The 23,497-nt window shown below is 65.2% G+C and carries 22 protein-coding genes and 1 riboswitch; of the genes, 8 read left to right on the top strand and 14 right to left on the bottom strand.

Translation table 11 applies throughout. The features are described 5' to 3' along the window. The 8 genes from LPA34_RS16080 to LPA34_RS16115 all read right to left on the bottom strand — a co-directional run bounded on the left by LPA34_RS16080 (position 1) and on the right by LPA34_RS16115 (position 8,459). The gene (locus tag LPA34_RS16080; RefSeq protein ID WP_228979844.1) at positions 1 to 918 is read right to left on the bottom strand and encodes an ABC transporter permease subunit; all 918 of its coding nucleotides are present in this window, start codon (positions 916 to 918) and stop codon (positions 1 to 3) included. A gap of 8 nt (positions 919 to 926) precedes the next feature. Continuing rightward, positions 927 to 1,937 carry an ABC transporter permease subunit gene (locus LPA34_RS16085; RefSeq protein ID WP_228979847.1) on the bottom strand — a complete coding sequence of 337 codons (1,011 nt, stop codon included), beginning with the start codon at positions 1,935 to 1,937 and terminating at the stop codon, positions 927 to 929. A gap of 139 nt (positions 1,938 to 2,076) precedes the next feature. After that, positions 2,077 to 3,708, bottom strand: coding sequence for an ABC transporter substrate-binding protein (locus tag LPA34_RS16090; protein ID WP_228979849.1), 1,632 nt, complete (start codon positions 3,706 to 3,708; stop codon positions 2,077 to 2,079). A 338-nt stretch (positions 3,709 to 4,046) separates the two neighbouring features. After that, complete coding sequence (gene metF, locus LPA34_RS16095; RefSeq protein WP_228979851.1) at positions 4,047 to 4,880, bottom strand: methylenetetrahydrofolate reductase [NAD(P)H]; 834 nt, start codon at positions 4,878 to 4,880, stop codon at positions 4,047 to 4,049. Between the two features lie 47 nt (positions 4,881 to 4,927). Then, positions 4,928 to 5,281, bottom strand: a complete 354-nt coding sequence (locus LPA34_RS16100) for a phage holin family protein (RefSeq protein ID WP_090535209.1) — start codon at positions 5,279 to 5,281, stop codon at positions 4,928 to 4,930. Between the two features lie 185 nt (positions 5,282 to 5,466). Next, positions 5,467 to 6,888: an adenosylhomocysteinase gene (gene ahcY, locus LPA34_RS16105; RefSeq protein ID WP_228979854.1), complete on the bottom strand. Its 1,422-nt coding sequence runs from the start codon at positions 6,886 to 6,888 to the stop codon at positions 5,467 to 5,469. Between the two features lie 32 nt (positions 6,889 to 6,920). Beyond that, positions 6,921 to 7,054, bottom strand: a riboswitch (S-adenosyl-L-homocysteine riboswitch). A gap of 147 nt (positions 7,055 to 7,201) precedes the next feature. Further along, positions 7,202 to 7,924, bottom strand: coding sequence for an LrgB family protein (locus LPA34_RS16110; protein WP_228979856.1), 723 nt, complete (start codon positions 7,922 to 7,924; stop codon positions 7,202 to 7,204). Positions 7,925 to 8,000: 76 nt separating this feature from the next. After that, positions 8,001 to 8,459: a CidA/LrgA family protein gene (locus tag LPA34_RS16115; protein WP_228979858.1), complete on the bottom strand. Its 459-nt coding sequence runs from the start codon at positions 8,457 to 8,459 to the stop codon at positions 8,001 to 8,003. A gap of 113 nt (positions 8,460 to 8,572) precedes the next feature. Between LPA34_RS16115 and LPA34_RS16120 the strand changes: the two genes are divergently transcribed. Continuing rightward, a complete protein-coding gene (locus LPA34_RS16120) occupies positions 8,573 to 9,517 on the top strand; it encodes a LysR family transcriptional regulator (RefSeq protein WP_228979861.1) in 945 nt (314 codons plus the stop codon). Positions 9,518 to 9,521: 4 nt separating this feature from the next. On the opposite strand, the gene LPA34_RS16125 is transcribed toward LPA34_RS16120, so the two are convergent. Beyond that, a complete protein-coding gene (locus tag LPA34_RS16125; protein WP_228979864.1) occupies positions 9,522 to 11,153 on the bottom strand; it encodes a GMC family oxidoreductase in 1,632 nt (543 codons plus the stop codon). Between the two features lie 306 nt (positions 11,154 to 11,459). Between LPA34_RS16125 and LPA34_RS16130 the strand changes: the two genes are divergently transcribed. Together LPA34_RS16130 and LPA34_RS16135 are read left to right on the top strand one after the other, a co-directional pair. Next, positions 11,460 to 13,139, top strand: a complete 1,680-nt coding sequence (locus LPA34_RS16130) for an isovaleryl-CoA dehydrogenase (RefSeq protein ID WP_228979867.1) — start codon at positions 11,460 to 11,462, stop codon at positions 13,137 to 13,139. Positions 13,140 to 13,224: 85 nt separating this feature from the next. Further along, the gene (locus LPA34_RS16135; RefSeq protein WP_228979868.1) at positions 13,225 to 14,643 is read left to right on the top strand and encodes a coniferyl aldehyde dehydrogenase; all 1,419 of its coding nucleotides are present in this window, start codon (positions 13,225 to 13,227) and stop codon (positions 14,641 to 14,643) included. Here LPA34_RS16135 and LPA34_RS16140 read toward each other — a convergent pair. The 5 genes from LPA34_RS16140 to fliE all read right to left on the bottom strand — a co-directional run bounded on the left by LPA34_RS16140 (position 14,640) and on the right by fliE (position 17,785). Further along, positions 14,640 to 14,993, bottom strand: a complete 354-nt coding sequence (locus LPA34_RS16140) for an EscU/YscU/HrcU family type III secretion system export apparatus switch protein (protein WP_228979869.1) — start codon at positions 14,991 to 14,993, stop codon at positions 14,640 to 14,642. The genes LPA34_RS16135 and LPA34_RS16140 overlap by 4 nt on opposite strands. Next, positions 14,990 to 16,465 carry a flagellar hook-length control protein FliK gene (fliK, locus tag LPA34_RS16145; RefSeq protein ID WP_228979870.1) on the bottom strand — a complete coding sequence of 492 codons (1,476 nt, stop codon included), beginning with the start codon at positions 16,463 to 16,465 and terminating at the stop codon, positions 14,990 to 14,992. The genes LPA34_RS16140 and fliK overlap by 4 nt, the downstream gene beginning before the upstream one ends. Before the next feature lie 82 nt (positions 16,466 to 16,547). Next, positions 16,548 to 16,877: a flagellar protein FliT gene (locus LPA34_RS16150; RefSeq protein ID WP_228979872.1), complete on the bottom strand. Its 330-nt coding sequence runs from the start codon at positions 16,875 to 16,877 to the stop codon at positions 16,548 to 16,550. Next, on the bottom strand, positions 16,874 to 17,308 hold the full coding sequence (gene fliS, locus LPA34_RS16155; protein WP_228979876.1) for a flagellar export chaperone FliS: 435 nt from the start codon (positions 17,306 to 17,308) through the stop codon (positions 16,874 to 16,876). Before fliS ends, LPA34_RS16150 begins: the two co-directional genes overlap by 4 nt. Before the next feature lie 141 nt (positions 17,309 to 17,449). Continuing rightward, a complete protein-coding gene (gene fliE, locus LPA34_RS16160) occupies positions 17,450 to 17,785 on the bottom strand; it encodes a flagellar hook-basal body complex protein FliE (RefSeq protein WP_228979878.1) in 336 nt (111 codons plus the stop codon). Positions 17,786 to 18,021: 236 nt separating this feature from the next. Here fliE and fliF point away from each other — a divergent pair, with 236 nt between their 5' ends. Genes fliF through fliJ form a run of 5 tightly spaced genes read left to right on the top strand, consistent with a single transcriptional unit; the run spans position 18,022 to position 23,478 of the window. Continuing rightward, on the top strand, positions 18,022 to 19,803 hold the full coding sequence (fliF, locus tag LPA34_RS16165) for a flagellar basal-body MS-ring/collar protein FliF (RefSeq protein ID WP_228979883.1): 1,782 nt from the start codon (positions 18,022 to 18,024) through the stop codon (positions 19,801 to 19,803). Beyond that, positions 19,793 to 20,788: a flagellar motor switch protein FliG gene (gene fliG / locus LPA34_RS16170; protein ID WP_228979885.1), complete on the top strand. Its 996-nt coding sequence runs from the start codon at positions 19,793 to 19,795 to the stop codon at positions 20,786 to 20,788. The genes fliF and fliG overlap by 11 nt, the downstream gene beginning before the upstream one ends. Further along, on the top strand, positions 20,775 to 21,449 hold the full coding sequence (gene fliH, locus LPA34_RS16175; protein ID WP_228979887.1) for a flagellar assembly protein FliH: 675 nt from the start codon (positions 20,775 to 20,777) through the stop codon (positions 21,447 to 21,449). Before fliG ends, fliH begins: the two co-directional genes overlap by 14 nt. Then, positions 21,443 to 23,017 carry a flagellar protein export ATPase FliI gene (gene fliI / locus LPA34_RS16180; protein ID WP_228979889.1) on the top strand — a complete coding sequence of 525 codons (1,575 nt, stop codon included), beginning with the start codon at positions 21,443 to 21,445 and terminating at the stop codon, positions 23,015 to 23,017. Before fliH ends, fliI begins: the two co-directional genes overlap by 7 nt. Before the next feature lie 11 nt (positions 23,018 to 23,028). After that, entirely contained in the window at positions 23,029 to 23,478 is a 450-nt protein-coding gene (gene fliJ, locus LPA34_RS16185; protein WP_228979893.1) for a flagellar export protein FliJ, read from the top strand. The last annotated feature ends 19 nt before the right edge of the window (positions 23,479 to 23,497 follow it).

The raw sequence follows: 23,497 nt of genomic DNA on the forward strand, positions 1-23,497 counted from the left end.
TCACGCCATCCGTTTCAGTTTGGGATCGAGCGCATCGCGCAGCCCGTCGCCGAGCAGGTTGATTGCGAGCACCGAAACCAGGATGGAAAGACCGGGCATCGTGACAATCCACCAGGCGCTGTCGATATAGTCGCGCGCCGATGCGAGCATCGCGCCCCACTCCGCCGAAGGCGGCTGCACGCCGAGGCCGAGAAAGCCGAGCGCGGCCGCATCGAGAATCGCCGACGAAAAACCGAGCGTGGCCTGCACGATCAGCGGCGCGGTGCAGTTCGGCAGCACCTGCGAGAACATCAGACGCAGCGTGCTCGCCCCGGCGACGCGCGAAGCCGTCACGTATTCCTTCTGCAGTTCGCCTTGCGCCGACGCGCGCGTCAGGCGCACATAACCCGGCAGCGCGACGATCGCGATCGCGAGCATCGTGTTGATGAGGCCCGGGCCGATGATCGCGACCACGGCGACGGCGAGCAGCAGCGACGGCAGCGCGAGCAGCACGTCCATGATGCGCATGATCGGCGTATCGGCCCACTTTTCGAAGAACGCGGCGATGAGCCCGAGCACGATGCCGGGAATCAGCGCCAGCACCACCGAAACGAAGCCGATCCAGAACGACAGCCGCGCGCCGTACATCAGACGCGAAAGGATGTCGCGGCCCGCCTCGTCGGTACCGAGGATGAACTTCCAGTTGCCGCCCTCGAGCCACGCCGGCGGAATCTTCACGAAGTCGCGGTACTGCTCGATCGGGCTGTGCGGCGAGATCAGCGGCGCGAAAATCGCGATGAAGATCAACACGAGCACGATCGTGCCCGCCACGACCGCGCCGCGATTGCGCGAGAAGTTGGCCCAGAATTCGCGGGCGGCTAACGTGCGGCCGCTCGCGGGGGTGACCGCCGTGGGGACGGTGTTTTGTATGTCTGCCATAGCTCTCTTTACCTCGTATGGCGAATGCGTGGATTCAGCACGCCGTACAACAGATCGACGATCAGGTTCACGAAGATCACCAGTGTGGCGATCATCAGGATGCCACCCTGCACGACCGGATAGTCGCGCCGGCTGATCGCATCGATGAGCCATTTGCCGATGCCCGGCCACGAGAACAACGTCTCGGTGAGCACCGCGCCCGCGAGCAGCGTGCCGACCTGCAGGCCGATCACGGTCACCACGGGAATCAGCGCGTTGCGCAGCGCATGCACGACGATCACGCGTACGGGCGACAAACCCTTCGCGCGCGCGGTGCGAATGTAATCCTCGCGCAGCACTTCGAGCATCGACGAACGCGTCATGCGCGCGACGACCGCAAGCGGAATCGTGCCGAGCACGATCGAAGGCAGGATCAGATGGCTGACGGCCGAGCGGAACGCGCCTTCGTCGGTGGAGAGCAGCGCGTCGACCAGCATGAAGCCGGTGACGTGCGGAATGTCGTATTCCACTGCGATGCGGCCGGAAACCGGCGTCCAGCCGAGGCTGACCGAGAACACCATGATGAGGATCAGCCCCCACCAGAAGATCGGCATCGAGTAACCGGTGAGCGCCGTGCCCATCACGCCATGATCGACCACCGTGCCGCGTTTGAGCGCGGCGAACACGCCGGCGGGCAGACCGATGATGAGCGCGAACAGCATCGCGCAGACCGACAGTTCGATCGTCGCCGGAAAGCGTGCGAGGAATTCATCCATCACGCTCGTATTGGTGATGATCGACATGCCGAGGTCGCCATGCAACGCGCGGCCAACGTAATGGACGTACTGCAGGGGAAGGGACTCGTCGAGCCCGAGGCGGTGCATCGCGGCAGCGTGCATCGCTGGATCGACCCCGCGTTCGCCCATCATGACTTCGATCGGGTCGCCGGGGATCAGGTGAATCAGCGCGAACGCCAGAATGGTGATGCCGATGAACGTCGGTATCACCATGCCGATGCGGCGCAAAACGAATCGGAACATGGTTCGTCCCTATATGCTTGGTGCTTGATGAACAGAAAAAATGCAACCGGCGACGAGGGCTCGTGGCCCCGGTCGCCGGTATATTTTCGACCCGTTTTCCTGTTGTTTTTGAACGTGCTGAAAACCCGGTACGCGAGTTTTACTTCACGCTCACGCCGTCGAAGCGGGCATAACCCAGCGGCTCGATGCGCATGTCCTCAACCTTCTTGCTGACCGGTTGATACACCGTCGAGTGAGCGATCGGCGAGAACGGCAACTGCTGCGCGAAAATCTGCTGCGCTTCCGTGTACGCCTTCGTCCGTGCCGCGATATCCGACGTTTCGCGACCCTTCCTGATCAGGTCGTCGAACGGCTTGTCGCACCACTTCGAGAAGTTGTTGCCGTTCACGGCGTCGCAACCGAGCAGCGTACCGAGCCAGTTGTCCGGATCGCCGTTGTCGCCGGTCCAGCCGATCAGCATCGTGTCGTCTTCGCCTGCGTGGGCGCGCTTGATGTACTCACCCCATTCGTACGTGACAATCTTCGCCTTCACGCCGATCTTCGCCCAGTCAGACTGGATCATTTCGGCCATCAGCTTGCCGTTCGGGTTGTACGGACGTTGCACCGGCATCGCCCACAGCGTGATGTCGAAGCCGTTCGGGTAGCCGGCCTTCGCCAGCAGCGCCTTCGCCTTCTCCGGATCGTACGTCTGCGACTTCAGGTTCTTGTCGTACGACCATTGCGTCGGCGGCATCGGGTTCGTCGCCGCCTGGCCCGCGCCCTGGTACACGGATTCGACGATCGCCTTCTTGTTGATCGCCATGTCGAGCGCCTGACGCACTTCGAGCTTGTCGACCGGCTTGTGCGTCACGTTGTACGCGAGATAGCCCAGGTTGAAGCCCGCCTGCGACGGCATCGAGATGTTCGGTTCCGCCTTCAGCGGCGCGATGTCGGCCGGACGCGGATAGCTCATCACCTGGCATTCGTCGCGCTTCAACTTCTGCACGCGCACGCCGGCGTCCGGCGTGATCGAGAAGATCAGCTTCGAAATCTTGACCGCACCCGGCTTCCAGTAATCCGGATTGCCGTCGAAACGGATCGTCGCGTCTTTCGTGTAGCTGCGGAAAATGAACGGACCCGTGCCCACCGGCTTCTGGTTGATGTCGGCGGCCTTGCCTTCCTTCAGCAGTTGATCCGCATATTCGCCCGACAGGATCGACGCGTATTCCATCGCCAGATTCTGGATAAACGGCGCGTTGACTTCCTTCAGCGTGAACTTGACGGTGTACGGATCGACCTTTTCGACCTTGTCGATCAGCTTGTCGAGGCCCATGTCCGTGAAGTACGGGAACTGGACCGGGTAAGCCTTGCGGAACGGCTGGTTCGTATCCAGCATGCGCTGGAACGTGAACACGACGTCGTCCGCGTTGAATTCGCGCGTCGGCTTGAAGTACGACGTGGTCTGGAACTTCACGCCATGACGCAGATGGAACGTATAGGTTTTGCCGTCAGCCGAGACATCCCACTTTTCGGCGAGGCCGGGTTCGACTTTCGTGCCGCCGCGTTCGAATTCGACGAGACGGTTGTAAACAGTGAATGTGTTCGCCGTGAAATCGACGCCCGTGGTGTACTGGGCCGGATCGAAGCCCGCGGGACTGCCTTCTGAGCAGTAAACGAGCGTCTTGTTCGGAATCCCGGCAGCGTCCGCGAGACTGGACACCACCATCGACGCCGCTGCGGCTGCGACGAGCGTGGTCAGACGCGCGGCGCGCAACAGATTGTTTTGCTTCATGTTTCCTCCAGGTTCGGAACCGGCTTGCGCCGGCGTAGCGCGATATTACTGACCTTTGCCAGCCCGAACAAGCGGAGGAAATTCCCTTTGTTCACGATCGGAAACTTACTTGACGTGAACGGCCGCGACGCGGCAGGCGGGCGATGCTCTTCTTACAAAACGATTTCTAAAATATCGTCCGCCATTGTTCCAGTTCTGCCGGTTAATGCGGCGAAACGCAGGGACATCCGGATCGGCGAGACCAGTCGGGTCGATCTTAAACCCTCCTGGACCCAATCGCGTGTCCGTATCGTGGCAGGGTTCGCCGCGGTGCGCGGACGCGCTCCGCGGCGAACCACCTATCGCGCGCCGAGACGCTCGCAAATGCTTCTGGTCGCTGCCGCACCGTTCAACGTATAAAAGTGCAGCCCCGGCACTTTCGCATCGACGAGCCGCCGGCACAGGTCGGTCACCACATCGAGGCCGAACGCGCGAATCGATTCGCGATCGTCGCCGAAGCTTTCGAGACGCCGCGCGACCCAGCGCGGCACTTCGGCGCCGCACATATCGGAGAAGCGCATCAGCTGCGAGAAGTTCGTGATCGGCATGATGCCCGGCACGATCGGCACGTCGACGCCGAGCTTCCTCGCATCGTCGACGAAACGGAAATACGCGTCCGCGTTGAAGAAATACTGCGTGATCGCCGAGTTCGCGCCGGCTTTCACCTTGCGCGCGAAGTTTTCCAGATCGGCGCTGGGCGAGCGCGATTGCGGGTGATATTCCGGGTACGCGGCAACTTCGATATTGAACCAGTCGCCGGTTTCGGCACGAATGAACGCGACCAGTTCCGACGCATAACGCAGTTCGCCGACAGAGCCCATGCCCGAAGGCAGATCGCCGCGCAGCGCGACGATGTGACGGATACCGTGCGAGCGGTATTGATTGAGTATCGCGCGCAGGCTTTCCTTCGACGACCCGATGCACGACAGATGAGGCGCGGCTTCGATGCCGTCCTTCGCGATGTCGAGCACGGTATCGAGCGTGCCTTGCTGCGTCGAGCCGCCCGCGCCGAACGTGCAGGACACGAACTTGGGTTTGAGCGGCGCGAGCTGCGCACGCGTGGCGCGCAGCTTGTCGATACCTTCCTGCGTTTTAGGCGGGAAGAATTCGAATGAGAGTTCGATCGGGTTCATGATTCACCATGCTTCGCCCTGACGGGCGCGAGCAGTGCGGCGAGGCGTCAGCCGAAGCTGCGATTGCCGAAAATGAGTGCGGACAGCAGCCACGAAACGATGCTGTACAGGATCGAGCCGAAGAACGCCGACCAGAAACCCGACACTTCGAAACCCTTCAGCAGCGACGCGCACAGCCAGAAGCACAGCGCATTGACCACCAGAATGAAGAGCCCGAGCGTGAGAATCGTGACAGGCAGCGTGAGCAGGATCAGCACTGGCCGCAACACGGCGTTGATGAGCCCGAGTACCAGCGCGACGATCAGTGCGGTGCCGAAGCTGCGGATGTGAATCGACGGCACCAGATACGTGATGATCAGCAGGGCAAGCGCATTAACGAACCAGGTCAGCAGCACAGTCATGTAAAGCTCCTTGTGGGCGTGAAGTCCGGGAATGAGGCCACGCGGGCAACGCAGTGCATGGAAGCGGCGCGATGCAGAAGCTGCACCGCGCCGCCCGCATTCATCTGCATCGCCGCATGAGGATCGGCACCTTCGCCCGCGCATTGCATGGGGACCATGCAGGCACGCGGACGAAGGCGACCGCCTTAATAACGGTAGTGGTTCGGCTTGAACGGACCGTTCTTGTCGACGCCGATGTAGCCAGCCTGATCGTCCGACAGCACGGTCAGGTTCGCGCCGATGCGCGCCAGATGCAGGCGTGCGACCTTTTCGTCGAGCTGTTTCGGCAGCACGTACACCTTGTTTTCGTACTTGGCGCCGTCGACGAACAGTTCGATCTGCGCGAGCGTCTGGTTCGTGAACGAGTTCGACATCACGAACGACGGATGGCCCGTTGCGCAACCGAGATTCACGAGGCGGCCTTCAGCCAGCAGGATGACGCGCTTGCCGTCCGGGAAAATGATGTGGTCGACCTGCGGCTTGATGTTGTCCCACTGGTACTGGCGCGTGGACGCGACGTCGATTTCCGAATCGAAGTGACCGATGTTGCAGACGATCGCGTTGTGACGCATCGCCTTCATGTGGTCGTGGCCGATCACATGGAAGTTGCCGGTGGCCGTCACGAAGATGTCGGCCTTGTCGGCGGCGTATTCCATCGTCACGACGCGGTAGCCTTCCATCGCCGCCTGCAGTGCGCAGATCGGATCGATTTCGGTAACCCACACGGTTGCGCCCAGGCCGCGCAGCGACTGCGCGCAGCCCTTGCCCACGTCGCCGTAACCGGCAACCACGGCGATCTTGCCCGCGATCATCACGTCGGTCGCGCGCTTGATGCCGTCGACGAGCGACTCGCGGCAGCCGTACAGGTTGTCGAACTTCGACTTCGTGACCGAATCGTTCACGTTGATGGCCGGGAACGGCAGACGCCCTTCCTTTTCCATCTGATACAGGCGGTGCACGCCGGTCGTGGTTTCTTCGGTCACGCCCTTGATGTGCACGAGGCGCTTCGAGTACCACGTCGGGTCCACGTCCAGATGCGCGGCGATCGACTTGTAGAGCGCGGTTTCTTCTTCGTTGGTCGGCTTCGAGATGACCGAGCGGTCCTTCTCGGCCTTCGAACCGAGGATCAGCAGCAGCGTTGCGTCGCCGCCGTCGTCGAGGATCATGTTGGCGAATTCGCCGTTCGGCCATTCGAAGATGCGGTGCGAGTATTCCCAGTATTCGTCGAGCGACTCGCCCTTGTACGCGAACACCGGCGTGCCGCCCTTCGCGATGGCGGCGGCTGCGTGATCCTGCGTCGAGAAGATGTTGCACGATGCCCAGCGCACGTCGGCGCCCAGCGCCGTCAGCGTTTCGATCAGCACGCCGGTCTGGATCGTCATGTGCAGCGAGCCGGCGATGCGCGCGCCCTTCAGCGGCTGCGTGGCCTTGTATTCTTCGCGCGTCTGCACGAGGCCCGGCATTTCCGTTTCGGCGATGTTGAGTTCCTTGCGGCCCCAGTCGGCCAGCGACAGGTCGGCAACAACGTAATCTTTTGAATCTTTGGAATCGTAAACTGCGGCGTTCATCACGCCCTCCTTTCTAAAAATTGACTAGAAATTTGACGTGAGCGCGGTTCGATGCGGTGGGTAAAAGGCGCGTGGCGCATTCTAGCCGTCCGATTGAAGCCTCCGAGCCTGGCGGGCAGCGCGCGAATGAAAATTCACGGTACCCGTCGCAACGCTCCTCGAAGACGAACGGCGATTGTAGCAAATCGAGATGAATTAGGGACCAACGAAATACGCCCGAATCCGGGCGTTTCCTGCTCAGTTGCGCAACCACCGGGCAATGTACCCGTGCCTCGGGTGCGCAATACAACGCTCCGTCATGACGGAGACACTGTCAGAAAGGCAGAACGCCCAGCGCCGGCGCCAGCAGCACCATGACGACGCCCGCGATCATCATCGTCAGGCTCGCGACGACGCCCTCTTCGCTGCCGAGTTCGCGCGCCTTTGCCGTGCCGACGCCGTGCGCGGCCGCGCCGAACAGCGCGCCGCGCGCGAGGCGCGTGCGCAGCGGCACGAGCGCCAGCACGATTTCACCGAACAGCATGCCGCACACGCCCGTGGCGATCACGAAGAGCGCGGTCAGGTCTTTGGGCGCGCCGATCCTGTCGGAGACCGCGAGCGCGAACGGCGTGGAAACGGAGCGGGTCATCAGGCTGCGCTGCAGTTCCGGGGACAGATGCAGCAGCTTCGCGAGCACCAGCGAGCCGCCCACCGCGACGATGATTCCAACCGTCACGCCGACGGTGAGCGAAATCCAGTGACGCTTCAGCAGATCGCGGTATTCGTAGATCGGCACCGCGAACGCGACGGTCGCCGGGCCGAGCAGCCACATCAGCCAGCGCGTGTCCTGAAAGTAGACCGGATACGGAATATGCGCGACCAGCACGAGGAGGCCCAGCACGACGGGTACCGAGACAAGCGGCGTGAGCCACGGGCTCCTGAAGCGCGCGTACAGATACTTCGACGCGAAATACAGCGCGACGGTCGTCACGAAACAGCCGGCGGCGATGAGCCGTGCGGCGTCGTCGGCGAACAGGGATGCGTAGAAGGCGTTCATGGCTTCAGCTTCGTTTTCGACATGGTTTTCGCGACGCTTCGCGCGGCTTCAGCGATGTGAGCGCGCGACGCTGGGTTCACACACGCGCGGCGTGACGCGTCATCCGCACGCGGCGCAGCGCGAGACGCCGTTCGAGGCGCGCGGCCCGTTCCACTGCGAAGGCGACCGCCACCATCACCATCAACGTGCCAGCGACAACGACGAGCGCGAGGCGCCAGCCGTCTTCCCTGAAAAGGCCGCCGTACTGGACGGCCGCGACGGCCGCCGGGATGAAGAACAGCAGCATGTCGGACAGAAGCCAGTCGGCACCGGACTTGATCCAGCGCGCCGGCAGGCCGCCGCTGAACAGCAGCGCCAGCATCGCGACGAGGCCAACCACGCCGCCCGGCACCGGCAATCCGAGGCGACGCACGATGAAATCGGCCACATACCATACGGCGGCCAGCGCAGCGCTTTGCACGACAATCCGGGCGAACCGCGCGACAGGGCGGGCGCTGGCCGGCAGCGCCTGCATGGATAAAGAGGGTGTTGTCATGGCAATCCCTGGGTGACTTCCGGATGAAAGTCAGTATAGGGACCCTGATTTCATAAATATAATGACTTAACATCATCAACTTCATTCCAATCTGGAATCCGGAGACCCAAAACGTGGAATTGCGCGCGCTTCGCTACTTCGTCGAGGTGGTCCGCCAGCAGAGCTTCACCGTCGCGGCCGAACAGATGTTCGTCACGCAGCCGACGATCAGCAAGATGGTGAAGGCGCTGGAAGACGAAACCGGCTCGCCGCTTCTGCTGCGCGACGGCCGTCAGATGGTGCTCACCGACGCCGGCCGCATCGTCTATCAGCGCGGTCAGGATGTGCTCGCCGCGCACGCCCAGTTACAGGCGGAGCTGAAGGATCTCGACACGCTCGGCAGCGGCGAGCTGACCATCGGCATTCCGCCGATGGGCGGTTCGCTCTTCACACCGGCCATCGCCGCGTTCCGGCAGCGCTATCCGAAGATCGACCTGAAGCTCTTCGAACAGGGCTCACGCGGGATCGAATCGGCGCTGATCTCGGGCGAACTCGAACTGGGCGGCGTGCTGCTGCCCGTCGACCCGGAAATGATCGAAGTACTGCCCATGACGCGCCAGCTGTTGTGGCTCGTCACGCGTCGCGGCTCACGTTGGGACGACGTCCAGCAGGTGGCGCTCACCGATCTCACAGCAGAGCCGTTCGTGTTCTACGGCGAAAGCCTCGCCTTGAACGACGTCGTGCTGAACGCGTGCCGGGAAGCGGGTTTCTCGCCGACGATCGTCGGGCGCAGCGGCCATTGGGATTTCATGGCGGCGCTGGTGCTGGCCGGCGTCGGCATCGCGCTGCTGCCGGAGCCGTATTGCCGGCGGCTCGATTCGACGCAGTTCAGCTGCCGGCCCGTGGTGGCGCCGGAGATTCCATGGGAAATGGCGATCGGCTGGCGACGCAACGGTTATCTGTCGCACGCGGCGCGCGCCTGGCTGGAAGTCGCGCGCGAAAATCTGCCCGGCCAGGACGGCGACGATTTCATGCACGTGCCCACGCCCGGGATCACGCGCACACCACCTTCGAAATAAGACTTCACGCGGCGGTGACGGTGGCGGCCTCCCCTTGCCCGCCACGCCGCGTGGCCGCGATGAAACCGGCGGCGCGCTCGCCGATCATCACGGTCGGCGCGTTCGTATTGCCGCCAATCAGCGCCGGCATCACCGATGCGTCCACCACGCGCAAACCCGTCACGCCCCGCACCCGCAGTTGCGCATCGACGACCGAGCGCGCGTCGCCGCCCATCCGGCAGGTTCCGACCGGATGATAGATCGTGTCGGCATGCTCGACGATGGTCGCGCGCAGTTCTGCTTCGCTGTGTCCGGGATGCGTGTACAGCTCGTGGCCGCCGAAGATCGCGAGCGATGGCGCATCGAGAATGCGGCGCGAAATGCGCGCGCCTTCGACGAGCAGATCGAGATCGCGTGAATCGTCCAGAAACCGCGGATCGATTGCCGGCGCGACGCGCGCATCGCTGCCCGCCAGCGTGACGCTGCCACGGCTATGCGGACGCAGCACGCACGCATGCAGTGAATAGCCGTGCCCCCAGTGCATGTGGCGGTTGTGATCGTCGACGAGCGCCGCGCAGAAGTGCAATTGCAGATCCGGCCGGTCGAGCGTCGGCCGGCTCTTGATAAAGCCGCCCGCCTCCGCGATGTTGCTCGACAGCATGCCCCGCCCGTGCCGCATGAAGTCGACGAACTGCGGCCCCATCCGCGCGATGCCGCGTAGCGAGAAGCCGGTCGGCTCGATCGAGCGCGTGCGCTTGCTGATCGTGAAATCGATGTGATCGATCAGGTTCTGGCCGACGTCCGGCGCATCGTGCACGACCCGCACGCCCACCGATTGCAGATGCGCCGCCGGTCCGACGCCGGAGCACATCAGCAGTTGCGGCGAATTGAACGCGCCCGCTGCGAGCACGACTTCGGCGCGCGCTTCGAGCATTTCGGTGCGGCCGCCGCGCACCACTTCGACGCCGCTCGCCCGCTTGCCGGCGAACGTCACGCGCAGCACGGTGGCATCAGCAATCGTGTGGAGATTGAAGCGCGGCCGGTCGTACACGTACGCGCGCGCGACGCTGCAGCGACGGCCGTCGCGCTGCGTCACCTGGTAAAAGCCGACGCCTTCCTGCTCGGGGCCGTTGAAGTCGTCGTCAGGGCGGAAACCCGCTTCGATCGCCGCGCGTACGAAGCGCTCCGAAAATGGATTGCGAAAGCGCAGATCGGAGACGGTGAGCGGGCCATCGGCGCCATGCCATGCATCGGCGCCGTGTTCGTTGCCTTCGGCGCGCCGGAAATACGGCAGCACGTCCTGCCACGACCAGCCGTCGCAGCCCATGTGCGCCCATTCGTCGTAATCGAGCGGATGGCCGCGCGTGTAGACCATCGCGTTGATGGCACTCGATCCGCCGAAGCCTCGCCCACGCGGTTGATAGCCGCGCCGCCCGCCGAGGCCCGGTTGCGGCGCCGTCTCGTAGCCGTAGTTGGTTTTCAGCTTGTGCGGCACGATGGCCGCGACGCCGACCGGCATGTTGACGAGCAGGTTGCGTGCCGTGTGAGGGCCGGCTTCGATGAGCGCGATCGACGCGTCCGGACAGCTATCCGCAAGCCGGCCCGCGAGTGCGCAACCGCCAGAGCCCGCACCGACGATGATGTAGTCGTATTGCATCGGTTCCTCCTGATGGGCCGCGTTGCCCGCGGCACCTGTCTCGTGCACACTTGTCCACGTGTGTTTCCGCGCATTGTAGGGAGGCTGCCGGGCGAGCGGCGCGCTCGTGTCAGAGCGATCCCTCTAAACGAAACGCCGCCCGCGCCCCTATGATGAAAAGCTGCCGCCGGCGCGGGTCACCACGGCGGCGCGGCATTCAAACGCGTCAGGCAACGCGCCGCCTCTCGCGATGCAGCACTGCACGCATCGATCGAACGTCGATCCAGAAACGGACCCGGGCATGCATCCGGTGAACGGAGACAGCAGATGGAACTGCACAGCCTCGGCAAGACCCACGACGTGACCAATCAGGTCCCGCCGCTCGCAAACTACAACCTCTTCGAAAGCGACGCCGCGCTCACGGCCGCCGTCGATCGCGAAGGCGCGGCGTGGCATCGCGATTCGCTGCGGCGTCACGGCGCCGCGTTGTCCGCGCCCGAGGTGCTCGCGCTCGCTGAAGTCGCGAACCGTCATACGCCCGAACTCTTTACGTTTTCGCCGCGCGGCGAGCGCATCGACGCGCTGGAATTTCATCCGTCGTGGCACAGCCTGCTCGCCCTGCTGCGTCGCGAAGGCCTGCACGCGCTGCCGTTTTCCGATCCACAAAAAGGCGCGATGGTCGCGCGCTGCGCCGGTTATTTCCTGCACGCGCAGCTCGAATCCGGCTCGCTGTGTCCGCTGACGATGACGTTCGCCAGCATCCCCGTGCTGCAACGCGAACCTGCGCTGTTCGACACGCTGCGCGAGCAGTTGTACACCCGCGAGCACGATCCGCGCGACATCCCGCTCGCGCAGAAGAAGTCGATGATGATCGGCATGGGCATGACCGAGAAACAGGGCGGCTCGGATGTGCGCAGCAACCAGACACGCGCGTTCGCGCAGCCGGGCGGTGCGGGCCGCGGCGCCGCTTACCGGCTCGTCGGACACAAATGGTTTTTCTCCGCGCCGCAGTGCGATGCGCATCTCGTGCTCGCGCGCACAGGCGATCACGCGGGCCTGTCGTGCTTCTACGTGCCGCGTTTCGCCCCCGACGGCAGCAAGAACGCCGTGCAGATCCAGCGCCTGAAAGACAAGCTCGGCAACCGCTCGAACGCGAGCAGCGAAGTCGAATTCGTCGACGCATACGGCGTCATGATCGGCGACGAAGGACGCGGCGTGCCGACCATCATCGAAATGGCGAACTACACGCGGCTCGACTGCGTGATCGGCAGCGCCGCATTGATGCGCGCCGCGCTCGTGCAGGCGATTCACCACGCGCGGCATCGCAGCGCGTTCGGCAAACACCTCGTCGACCAGCCGCTGATGCGCAACGTGCTCGCCGATCTCGCGCTCGAATCCGAAGCGGCGACGGTGCTGTTCATGCGCCTCGCGCGCGCGTTCGAGGACACCGACAACACGCCGGAGGAACGCGCGTGGCGACGCATCGTCACGCCGGCGGCGAAGTTCTGGGTCTGCAAGCGCGCACTCGAATTCACCGGCGAGGCGATGGAAGTCTGGGGCGGCAACGGTTATGTCGAAGAAGGCCCGATGGCGCGCTTTTATCGCGAAGCGCCGGTCAATTCGATCTGGGAAGGCTCGGGCAACGTGATGTGCCTCGACGTGCTGCGCGCGCTGGAGCGCGAGCCGGAAGCCGCGCAGGCGCTGCTGGCCGCATGGCGCGCGACGGCGCAGCACGGTCATCCCGCGCTCGGGGCGGCGCTGGAGCGGCTCGTCGCGACGCTGGGCGCGGCGCCGGAACGACGCGAAGCCAGTGCACGCCGGATCGCGCAGCAGATCGTGCTCGCCGCGCAGGCGACGCTGCTCGTACAGCACGCGCCCGCCGCGCTCGCCGACGCGTTCATCGCCACACGTCTGGCCGACGGTTGCGGCGACAGCGGACGCGTCTACGGCACGTTGCCTGCGGACGTGGATCACGCAGCGATCATCGGACGCGCATTTCAGATCTAGCGGATAGCCGGATTCATCCCGCTTCAGTACATAAAAAGGGACGGCCACACGTGGACCGTCTCACGGAAATCCAGGGAGAAACACCATGAAAAACGATCTGCCCGACGTCGCGGCGCTCGAAGCGCTGCTGCGCGAACAGCGTCACGCGTATTTGCGCGCGCCGTACCCGTCGTGGGAAACGCGGGCGACGCATCTGAAGACGCTACGCGCGATGCTGCTGGACAATCGCGACGCGCTCGCCGGAGCGATGAGCGCCGACTTCGGCAATCGCGCGAAACAGGAAGTGCTGCTCGCGGAATTCCTGCTCCTGAAAGGTGAAATCGACGGCGCGCTGCGACACGGCAGGCGCTGGATGAAAGCGCGGCGGCGCAGCACGAACAAATGGCTGCTGCCCGCGCGCGTGAAGGTCGTGCCGCAGCCGCTCGGGGTCGTCGGGATCATCGCGCCGTGGAACTATCCGGTCCTGCTGGCGGCCGGGCCGCTCATCAGCGCGTTGTGCGCCGGCAACCGCGCGATCATCAAGATGTCCGAGGTGACGCCGCGTACGTCGGCGCTCTTCGAGCAGCTGATCGCGCAGACGTTCCAGCGCGACCACGTGGCCGTCGTAAACGGCGACGCCGCGTTCGCCGCAGCGTTCAGCGCGCAGCCATTCGATCACCTGCTGTTCACCGGTTCGACGCAGGTCGGCCGTCACGTGATGCGCGCCGCCGCCGGCAACCTCACGCCTGTCACGCTGGAACTCGGCGGCAAGTCGCCCGCGATCGTCGGTCCGCACGCGCGTTTCGACTATGCGGTCGACAGCCTCGTCGCCGGCAAGACGCTCAATGCCGGGCAAACCTGCGTCGCGCCCGATTACGTGCTGGTGCCGCGCGGCAGCGAGGCGGCGTTCGTCGCCCGCGCCCGCGTGCGGATGGCGAAGCTCTACCCCGACTTCGCGCGCAACCGCGACTACACGACGATCATCTCAGCGCGTCATTTCGAGCGTCTGCAACGCTTCGCCGACGAAGCAGCGGCAGGCGGCGCGCAATTGCACGAACTCACCGACACGCCCGGCGACGCTGCGTCACGCCGTTTTCCGCTCGTCGCGGTCACGAACGCGCCGGATGAATCCGCGCTGATGCAGGAAGAGATTTTCGGACCGCTGCTGCCCATCGTCCCGTACGACACGCTCGACGACGCCATCGCGTACATCAACGCACGTCCACGGCCGCTTTCGCTGTATCTCTACGATGACGATGCCGCGACAATCGAACGCGTCACGCATGAAACGATCGCGGGCGGGATGGCGGTGAACGAAACGCTGATGCATCTGGCGTGCGAGAGCCTGCCGTTTGGCGGCGTCGGGGCGAGCGGCATGGGCGCGTATCACGGCTACGAAGGTTTCGTGACCTTCTCGAAGATGAAGCCGGTGTTGCAGCAGGCGCGGCTGAACGCGCGCGCCCTCGTCGCGCCGCCCTACGGACGGCTCTTCAACATGCTGATGAGCGTGATGATGCGGTTCTAGCGCGAAGGCGTGAACGGCGTGAACGGCGCGGCCGGGTCCGCGGGCGAAGACGGCGCGATGGCGGTGCCGGGCGCGTCGTCGGCGGCGCCGCTCTCGAGCCGGTGCAGCCACGCGAGCAGTTCCGCGACGGCCTGGTACAGCTGCGGCGGAATGCGCGTGTCGAGGTCGACCTGCATGAGCAGCGACACCATTTCGGGTGCCTCGTGTACATACAGACCGGCTTCCTTCGCGCGCTGCACGATCATCTCGGCGACGAGACCGTATCCCTTCGCGATCACGCGCGGCGATGCGTCGCCGCTGTTGGCGTCATAACGGAGCGCCGCCGCGCTCCTGCGATGCGTGCGGCTCATGCGAGATCCCAGTCGTAGTCCGCATCCGGTGGCGCGGCGCGTGCGTTCGTGCCCGCACCCGAAGCGGGACTGGCCCCGGCGGCACGCGCCGCCGCGCCGGCTTCCTCGCCGGCTGCCGCGGCCGAGCGCGCGTACGCGCTCGTTGCCTGCGCGGCACTCGCGGCATCGCTACCGCTGTTCACCCCGCCCACTGCCGCGCCGCCGATCTCACGGATCGACAGCGCGCTGAGATCGATACCGGCCGCCGCGAGGCGCTGGCGAAACAGCTCACCCTGCGCGGCAAGACGCGCGGCGCCGTTCGGGCTCGCCTGAACCCGCACCATCAGTTGCGTGCCGTTCAACGTCAGATCGGCATCGATGGTGCCAAGCGAAGGCAGCGACAGCGTGAGTCGCGTGCGCCACGGATACGGCTCGTCGCCTTCCGCGCCGCCGCCGCTGCGTTGCCATTCGTCGCCGTCCTGTTCGATAGTCCAGTCGAGCCGCGCGCCCGGCCATGCCTCGCCGGTCCAGCGAAACTGCCCGGTCGCCAGCAGATCGAGTTGCTGGCGCACGAGTGGAATCGTCGCGGGATGAATCGATGCGGCGAGTTGCTGCGATGTAGTGGCTGAATTCGCGCTGGACGCCGCGTCGCCCGGCGACGTATGCAGCAGCGAGCGCAGCGACTGCGAGGAATCCGGGAACGCGTCGTCGGCGGCGAGTTCGAGCGCGACAAAGCGGGCCGCCTGCATCTGCGAAGCGTCGGGCCCGCCGCGTGACGTGGCCGCGCTGCCGTTCGGGTTCAGCGTGGCGGCCGTCGCGCGGGCCTGGGCTGCGGCGCCAGACGCCCACGGCTGCGCTGCAGCATTGGCGTCCGTGCTCCAGTCGAGCGGAAGCTGGGCGGCCGCGTCGGCGAGCCGGTTCTGCGGTTCGCCGGCAAGCGACGCGGGCGTGCGCTGCCCCGAGAGCCACTGCGCAAGATGCGATTCGTAGAAAAGACCGCTTTCGGCGACCGTGCGCTGAAGCGCCGCGACGAGCGCGGCAACCGGCAACGGTGATGCGACCACGCTCGCCGCGGCTGCGCCCGTCGCGGCGGCGGCGCCTGTATTCGCCGCGGCCCCGCCGGCCGCAGCCGATCCCGAGCCCGTCGCTGCCGGCGTATCGAACAGCGGCAAGAGCATGCCTTCGATGGCGACGTCGATCGCGGGCGCGGCGGCCCACACCGGCATCTGGCCGACGACAGCGGGTGTCGCGTCGCCGCCCGAGCGGGCGATCGCGTCGAGCGTGAGGGCGACAGCGGATAGCGCGGTCTGCGCGGAAGCTTGAGGAGTAGCGGGTGCGGCGGGCAACGCGCCGCCAGGCGTAACCGGTGTCTCGACGGTAAGCGCGGAGGCGCCCGTCTGCGATGTGGCGGCGTCGGCCCGCGAGCCGATCGAAAGGAGGCTGTCGACGCGGCTTGCCAGCAGCGAAGCCACAGCCGTGTCGATTCCGTTCATGCCGGTTCCTCTCGCGCGCCCCTGGCGCGTGGTCATCGGCGGCCATGCGCCCCGACGACGGTACGGGTCGATAAAAGCGCGCTCAGCGCGCCTGGTAAAGTTCCTTCAGCACGCTGGCCGGGCAGGTCGCGGCGAACAGCGCCGACAGTTTTGCCATGCGCGGGTTCGCGAGATCGCGGATCGTGGCGTCGTCGGCGAGGATGCGGCGGATCAGCTCGAATTTACGCGAGCGCTCAGCATCGTCGAGCTTCACGCCTTCTTCTGCGTGCTTCAGCCCGTCAACAAGCCGACGATATTCTTCCTGCAACACCACGAGGTCATTCCAGAGCGCGTGGCGCGCCGCCGTCAACATCCGGTTGGAAATCGCTGCGATCGCCTCGTAGCGGGCGAAATATTCTGCGTTCGATGTCATCTCATGCTTTCAGCGGACGACTGTGTCGCCATCCGCGCGATCTCCGGGGCAATCCCGATCCAGGCTTCTTCGAGCGTGGCCAGCAAGCCGTCGACTTCGACGAGCATGGCTTCGCTCTGCTTGATATTCGCGTCGAGTAAACGTCGCGCCATGTACGTGTACAGCCCGTCGAGCCGCTCCGCGATTTCGCCGCCGGCTTCCAGATTGAGCGACTGCTGCAATCCGCTGCCGATGATCTCGATCGCCTTGCCGATCGCCTCCCCACGCGCCGCGACATTGCCCTGCTGCAGGTACATGCGGGCCTGCGCGATTGCCTGGCGCGCCCCCTGGTACAGCATGACGATCAGGCGGTGCGGGCTCGCGCCCATCACCCCCGTTTCGACGCCGACACGCGCATAGGCATTGGCTCCAGCCTGTCCTGGGGAAAACATCGGCGCTCCTCCTGTGTGATGCAGATTGCGGATAGCTGGCGGATTGTCACGAAGCGTCGCCGCCCGCAATCCGTCATCCCTGTAACCGGGTTATCGGATTACACGCGTAAAGCTTTAGCCCACAGGGGACCGGGAGATGGCTCAAACAGCGGTTTGCATGATGTCGTTGTAGGCCGAAACCAGCTTGTTACGGACCTGCAGGCCGAACTGGAAGCCCAGATTGGCTTTTTGCATGTCGACCATCACATCGTTCAGCGAAACGTTCGGCGCACCGATTTCGAAGGCATGCGCCTCGCTGATCGAGCTCTGCTGGTCGCTGCTGATCTTGTCGATCGACGCCTTCAGCGCCGCGGCGAAGTTACCGGGCGTGGCCGCGCCGGACCCGGAAGCAGCCGGGGCGGTGCCACCGGCTGCCTGCGCGGCCATCGACTGCATCTGCTGTAGCGCCGACAAAAGTGGGCTCACGGGCAATGTCATGTTCTCTCCAGAAGAAGGAAAACCGGCGTGCCTGGGCGTGCCGATCTGGAATGAAGCATAGCAGCGGCCCTTTTGCCACAGACGCGAAAGTAGGGGGGAAACCCGGCTCTATTCGGCCAATCAGGTTGCATGCCGGTGGGGATAATCCCTAACGTGAAAGTGTCTGCCCCTGCGCCCGTCAAGCCCGACGCGGCGGGCCGGAGCAGGACTCAAGGCATCCCGGAGATACCCGACGCATGGATTCGTCAGCCAACTCTTTGATCAACCCCGACGCCCGCATGGGCCTCGCTGGCGCACAGGCCGGAGCCGGCGGCGCGGGCCAGGCAGGCGCCGCGGACCTCGGTGGCGGTCTGGGCGGCAATTTTTCGCAGCGCCTGCCGTTCCCGACCTCGCTCTCGCAGATGCGCGGCAATCCGCGCGCGCCGCTGATCTTCGCGGTCGCGCTGCTGATCGCCATCGTCGCGGGCCTCGTGATGTGGTCGCAGGCGCCGGACTACAAGGTGCTCTACAGCAATCTGTCCGACCGCGACGGCGGCGCGATCATCAACGCGCTCCAGACGGCGAACATCCCCTACAAGTTCAGCGAAACCGGCGGCGCGATCCTCGTGCCGGCCGAGCAGGTCCACGAAATGCGCCTGCGCCTCGCCTCGCAGGGCCTGCCGAAGGGCGGCTCGGTGGGCTTCGAACTGATGGACAACCAGAAATTCGGCATCAGCCAGTTCGCCGAACAGGTCAATTACCAGCGCGCCCTTGAAGGCGAGCTTGAGCAGACCATCGAATCGATCTCGTCGGTGAAGTCTTCACGGGTGCATCTGGCGATTCCGAAACCTTCCGTGTTCGTGCGCGATCACGAGGCGCCATCGGCTTCGGTGCTCGTCAACCTGTATCCGGGTCGCATGCTCGACGAAGGTCAGGTCGTGGCGATCACGCATATGGTGTCGTCGGCGGTGCCGGACCTGCCGGTGCGCAACGTGACGATTGTCGACCAGGACGGCAACCTGCTCACGCAGCCCGCCTCCGGCACCGGCCTCGACGCGACGCAGCTCAAGTACGTCCAGCAGATCGAGCGCAACACGCAGCAGCGCATCGACGCGATCCTCGCGCCGCTGTTCGGCTCCGGCAACGCGCATTCGCAGGTCAGCGCCGACGTCGACTTCTCGAAGGTCGAACAGACCTCCGAGAACTACGGCCCGAACGGCAACCCGCAGCAGGCCGCCGTGCGCAGCCAGCAGTCGAGCACGGCGACGGAAATGACCCAGAGCGGCGCGTCGGGCGTGCCGGGGGCGCTGTCGAACCAGCCGCCGCAGCCGGCGTCCGCGCCGATCACCGCGAGCGCGAACGCCGCAAGCGGCGTGACGACGACACCGATCAGCGATCACAAGGACACCACGACCAACTACGAGCTCGACAAGACCGTGCGCCACTACGAGCAGCCGATGGGCAGCGTGAAGCGCCTGTCGGTGGCGGTGGTGGTCAACTATCTGCGCAGCGTCGACGCGAAGGGCCACGTCACGATGCAGCCGCTAACCGCCGACAGGCTCGATCAGGTGAACCAGCTGGTGAAGGACGCGATGGGTTACGACGCGAAGCGCGGCGACTCGGTGAACGTCGTGAACAGCGCGTTCCTGACGGAAATCGATCCGAACGCGAACCTGCCGTGGTGGCGTACGCCGGACATGATCGCGCTCGCGAAGCAGATCGCGACGTACGCAGGAATCGGTCTGGTGGCACTCGTGCTGTACTTCATGATGGTGCGTCCGGCGCTGCGCCGCGCGTTCCCACCGCCGGAGCCGGTCGTCGCCTCTCTGCCCTCGCAGGACGAGCCGATGCTGCTCGACGGCCTGCCGGTGCAGGAAAAGACCGTCGTGACCGAAGAGGACGAGGAATCCAGCATGCTCACGTCCGAACACGAGAAACGCAGATATGAACGCCACCTGGATTACGCTCGCAACATCGCGCGCCAGGACCCGAAAATCGTAGCAACCGTTGTCAAGAGCTGGGTGTCCGATGAGCGCTGAAGGCGTAGTGAAGAGCGCCCTCCTGCTGATGTCGATCGGCGAGGAAGAGGCTGCGCAGGTGTTCAGGTTCCTCGGACCGCGCGAGGTGCAAAAGATTGGCGTCGCGATGGCGTCGCTGAAAAACATCACGCGCGAACAGATCGACGAGGTGCTGCAGGAGTTCGCCAAAGAAGCAGAACAGCACACCGCGCTGTCGCTCGATTCGAGCGAGTACATCCGCTCGGTGCTGACCAAGGCGCTCGGCGACGACAAGGCCGGCGCGATCATCGACCGGATCCTGCAGGGCAGCGACACGAGCGGTATCGAAGGCCTCAAATGGATGGATTCGTCCGCCGTGGCCGAACTCATCAAGAACGAGCATCCGCAGATCATCGCGACGATCCTCGTCCACCTGGACCGCGATCAGGCGTCGGAAATCGTCGCGTGCTTCACGGAGCGCCTGCGCAACGACGTGCTGCTGCGGATCGCGACGCTCGACGGCATCCAGCCGACCGCGCTGCGCGAACTCGACGACGTGCTGACGGGCCTGCTCTCGGGCAGCGACAACCTGAAGCGCAGCCCGATGGGCGGCATCCGCACGGCGGCGGAAATTCTCAACTTCATGTCGGCCAACCACGAGGAAGGCGTGCTGGAAAACGTGCGCCAGTACGACGCGGAGCTCGCGGAGAAGATCATCGACCAGATGTTCGTCTTCGAAAACCTGCTCGACCTCGAAGACCGCGCGATCCAGCTGCTGCTCAAGGAAGTCGAGTCCGAATCGCTCATCATCTCGCTCAAGGGCGCGCCGCCCGCGCTGCGCCAGAAGTTCCTGTCGAACATGTCGCAACGTGCCGCGGAACTGCTCGCGGAAGACCTCGATGCACGCGGTCCGGTGCGCGTCTCGGACGTCGAAACGCAGCAGCGCCGCATCCTGCAGGTCGTGCGCAACCTGGCGGAAAGCGGTCAGATCGTGATAGGCGGCAAGGCGGAAGATGCTTATGTCTGATCAGGATCCCATGCGCAAGGAAAGCCTCTCGGCCTACCAGCGCTGGGAGATGGCCTCGTTCGACCCGGTGCCGGAACCGGAACCGGTCGACGACGGCGCCTTCGAAGCCGAACTGCAGCGCCTGCGCGACGCCGCCCATGCACACGGCGTCGCATCGGGCCATGTCGCCGGCCAGGCGCTCGGCTATCAGGCCGGCTACGAACAGGGCTATGCGCAGGGTCTCGAACAGGGCCGCGTCGAATCGCACGCGGAAGCCGTGCGCCTCACGGCAATCGCCGACACGTTCAACGCCGCCCTCGCCGGCGCGCGCGGCGAAATCGCCGATACCCTCGTCGCGCTTGCGCTCGACATCGCGCAGCAAGTCGTGCGCCAGCACGTGCAACACGACCCGGCCGCGCTGATCGCCGCCGCCCGCGAAGTGCTGGCGATGGAACCCGCGCTCGTCGGCGCGCCGAGCCTGATCGTGAGCCCGGCGGATCTGCCGGTGGTCGAGGCGTATCTGCTCGAGGAACTTCAGACGCGCGGCTGGACCGTGCGCACCGATCCTTCGGTGGAACGCGGCGGCTGCCGTGCGCACGCGAACACGGGCGAAGTCGATGCCGGTATCGGCACCCGCTGGGAACGCGTCGCGGCGGCGTTGGGCAAGGTCAGCACATGGTAAAGCCGACGCTCGCCGAGATCGAATCCAGCGATCTGACGGAGCTCGAACGCGAGCTCGCGCTGGCGTCGTTCGGCGCGCCCGAATCGAAACGCGCCGCGGTGACTGCGCCCGCTGCGGGCGCCAGGACCGCGGCGAGCCGCGCTCCGCGTGCCGCCGCTCCGGCCGCGCCCGCGTTCGTGCCGGACCCGGCGCTTGCGGAGAACCCGCATTTCCAGGCCTGGCGCGCCCAGCTCGACAGCCTGCGCGCCCGCAACGCGATCGCGCGACCGCTGCGCGCCTGCGGTCGTCTTACCCGCGCCGCCGGTCTCGTGCTCGAAGCAGTCGGATTGCGCCTGTCGGTGGGTTCGGAAGTGATGATCGAGCTGCCTGCCGGCAGCCCGATCGCGTTCGCCGAAGCGGAAGTTGTCGGTTTTGCCGCCGACAAGCTGTTCCTGATGCCGACCACCGAAGTCCACGGCCTGTTGCCCGGCGCGCGCGTCTATCCGCTCGAAAGCGCGCCGATCGCCGATCCGATGGCGGGCGCGAAGCGTCTGCCGGTCGGCTGGGAGCTGCTCGGGCGGGTCGTCGATGCGTCGGGCCGTCCGCTCGACAGTCTCGGCCCGCTTGGCGCGGCGAACGACGCGCCGCTGTCCGCGCCGTCGATCAACCCGCTGAATCGCGAGCCGATTCACAAGGTGCTGGACGTCGGCGTGCGCGCGATCAATGCGCTCCTGACCGTCGGACGCGGCCAGCGCATGGGGCTCTTCGCCGGCTCGGGCGTCGGTAAATCGGTGCTGCTCGGCCAGATGGCGCGCTACACGAGCGCCGAAGTGATCGTGATCGGCCTGATCGGCGAACGCGGCCGCGAAGTGAAGGAATTCATCGAACAGATTCTCGGCGACGAAGGGCGCGCGCGTTCCGTCGTCGTCGCCGCACCGGCCGACGTTTCGCCGCTGCTGCGGATGCAGGGCGCCGCCTACGCGACCTCGCTCGCCGAATATTTCCGCGATCAGGGCAAGCACGTGCTGCTGCTGATGGATTCGCTCACCCGTTACGCGATGGCGCAGCGCGAGATCGCGCTGGCGGTCGGCGAACCGCCGGCGACCAAGGGTTATCCGCCTTCGGTGTTCGCGAAGCTGCCGTCGCTCGTCGAGCGCACCGGCAACGGCCCGGAAGGCGGCGGTTCGATTACCGCGTTCTATACCGTGCTGACCGAAGGCGACGACCAGCAGGACCCGATCGCCGATTCCGCGCGCGCGATTCTCGACGGCCACATCGTGCTGTCGCGCCAGCTCGCCGAGTCCGGCCACTATCCGGCGATCGATATCGAAGCGTCGATCAGCCGCGCGATGACGGCGCTGATCGATGACGCGCATCTCGACCGGACCCGTCTTTTCAAGCAGATGCTTTCGCGCTACCAGCGCAACCGCGATCTGATCAACGTCGGCGCTTATTCGAGCGGGCGCGACCAGGTCCTCGACCGGGCCATCGCGCTGTATCCGCGCATGGAAGCGTTTCTGCAACAGGGTTATCGCGAAAGCGCCGGCTTCGAGCCGAGTCTTGCGATGCTCGACGCACTGTTCGAATAGGGAGAACGTCGATGTCGAAACATTTTCCGATCAAGACGCTGATTGGTCTCGCGCAGGACGACGTCGACGCCGCCGCGCAACGGCTTGGCCGCGTGCAGCGCGAACGCGGCGAGGTCGAGGCGCAGCTCGACTCACTCGTGCAGTATCGCGACGAATATCACCGTCGTTTCACAGCGACGGCGCAATCTGGCATGCCTGCCGGCAACATGCGCAATTTTCAGGCGTTCATCGACACGCTCGACGCCGCGATCGCGCAGCAGCGCGGGCTGCTCGCCACCGCGACCGCACGCGTCGAGGCGGCGAAGCCCGACTGGCAGCGCCAGAAGCAGAAACTCGGTTCCTACGAAGTCCTGAAGGCGCGCGGCGACGCCGCCGAGGCAACGCAGAGCGCGCGCCGCGAACAACGCGACGCCGACGAACACGCAGCACGCATTCGCCGGATGCGCGTGGAAGGCGCCTGACGCCCACGCACCCTGACTG

Origin of the sequence: Paraburkholderia gardini, from assembly GCF_907164575.1 — a bacterium.
GTDB lineage: Bacteria > Pseudomonadota > Gammaproteobacteria > Burkholderiales > Burkholderiaceae > Paraburkholderia > Paraburkholderia gardini.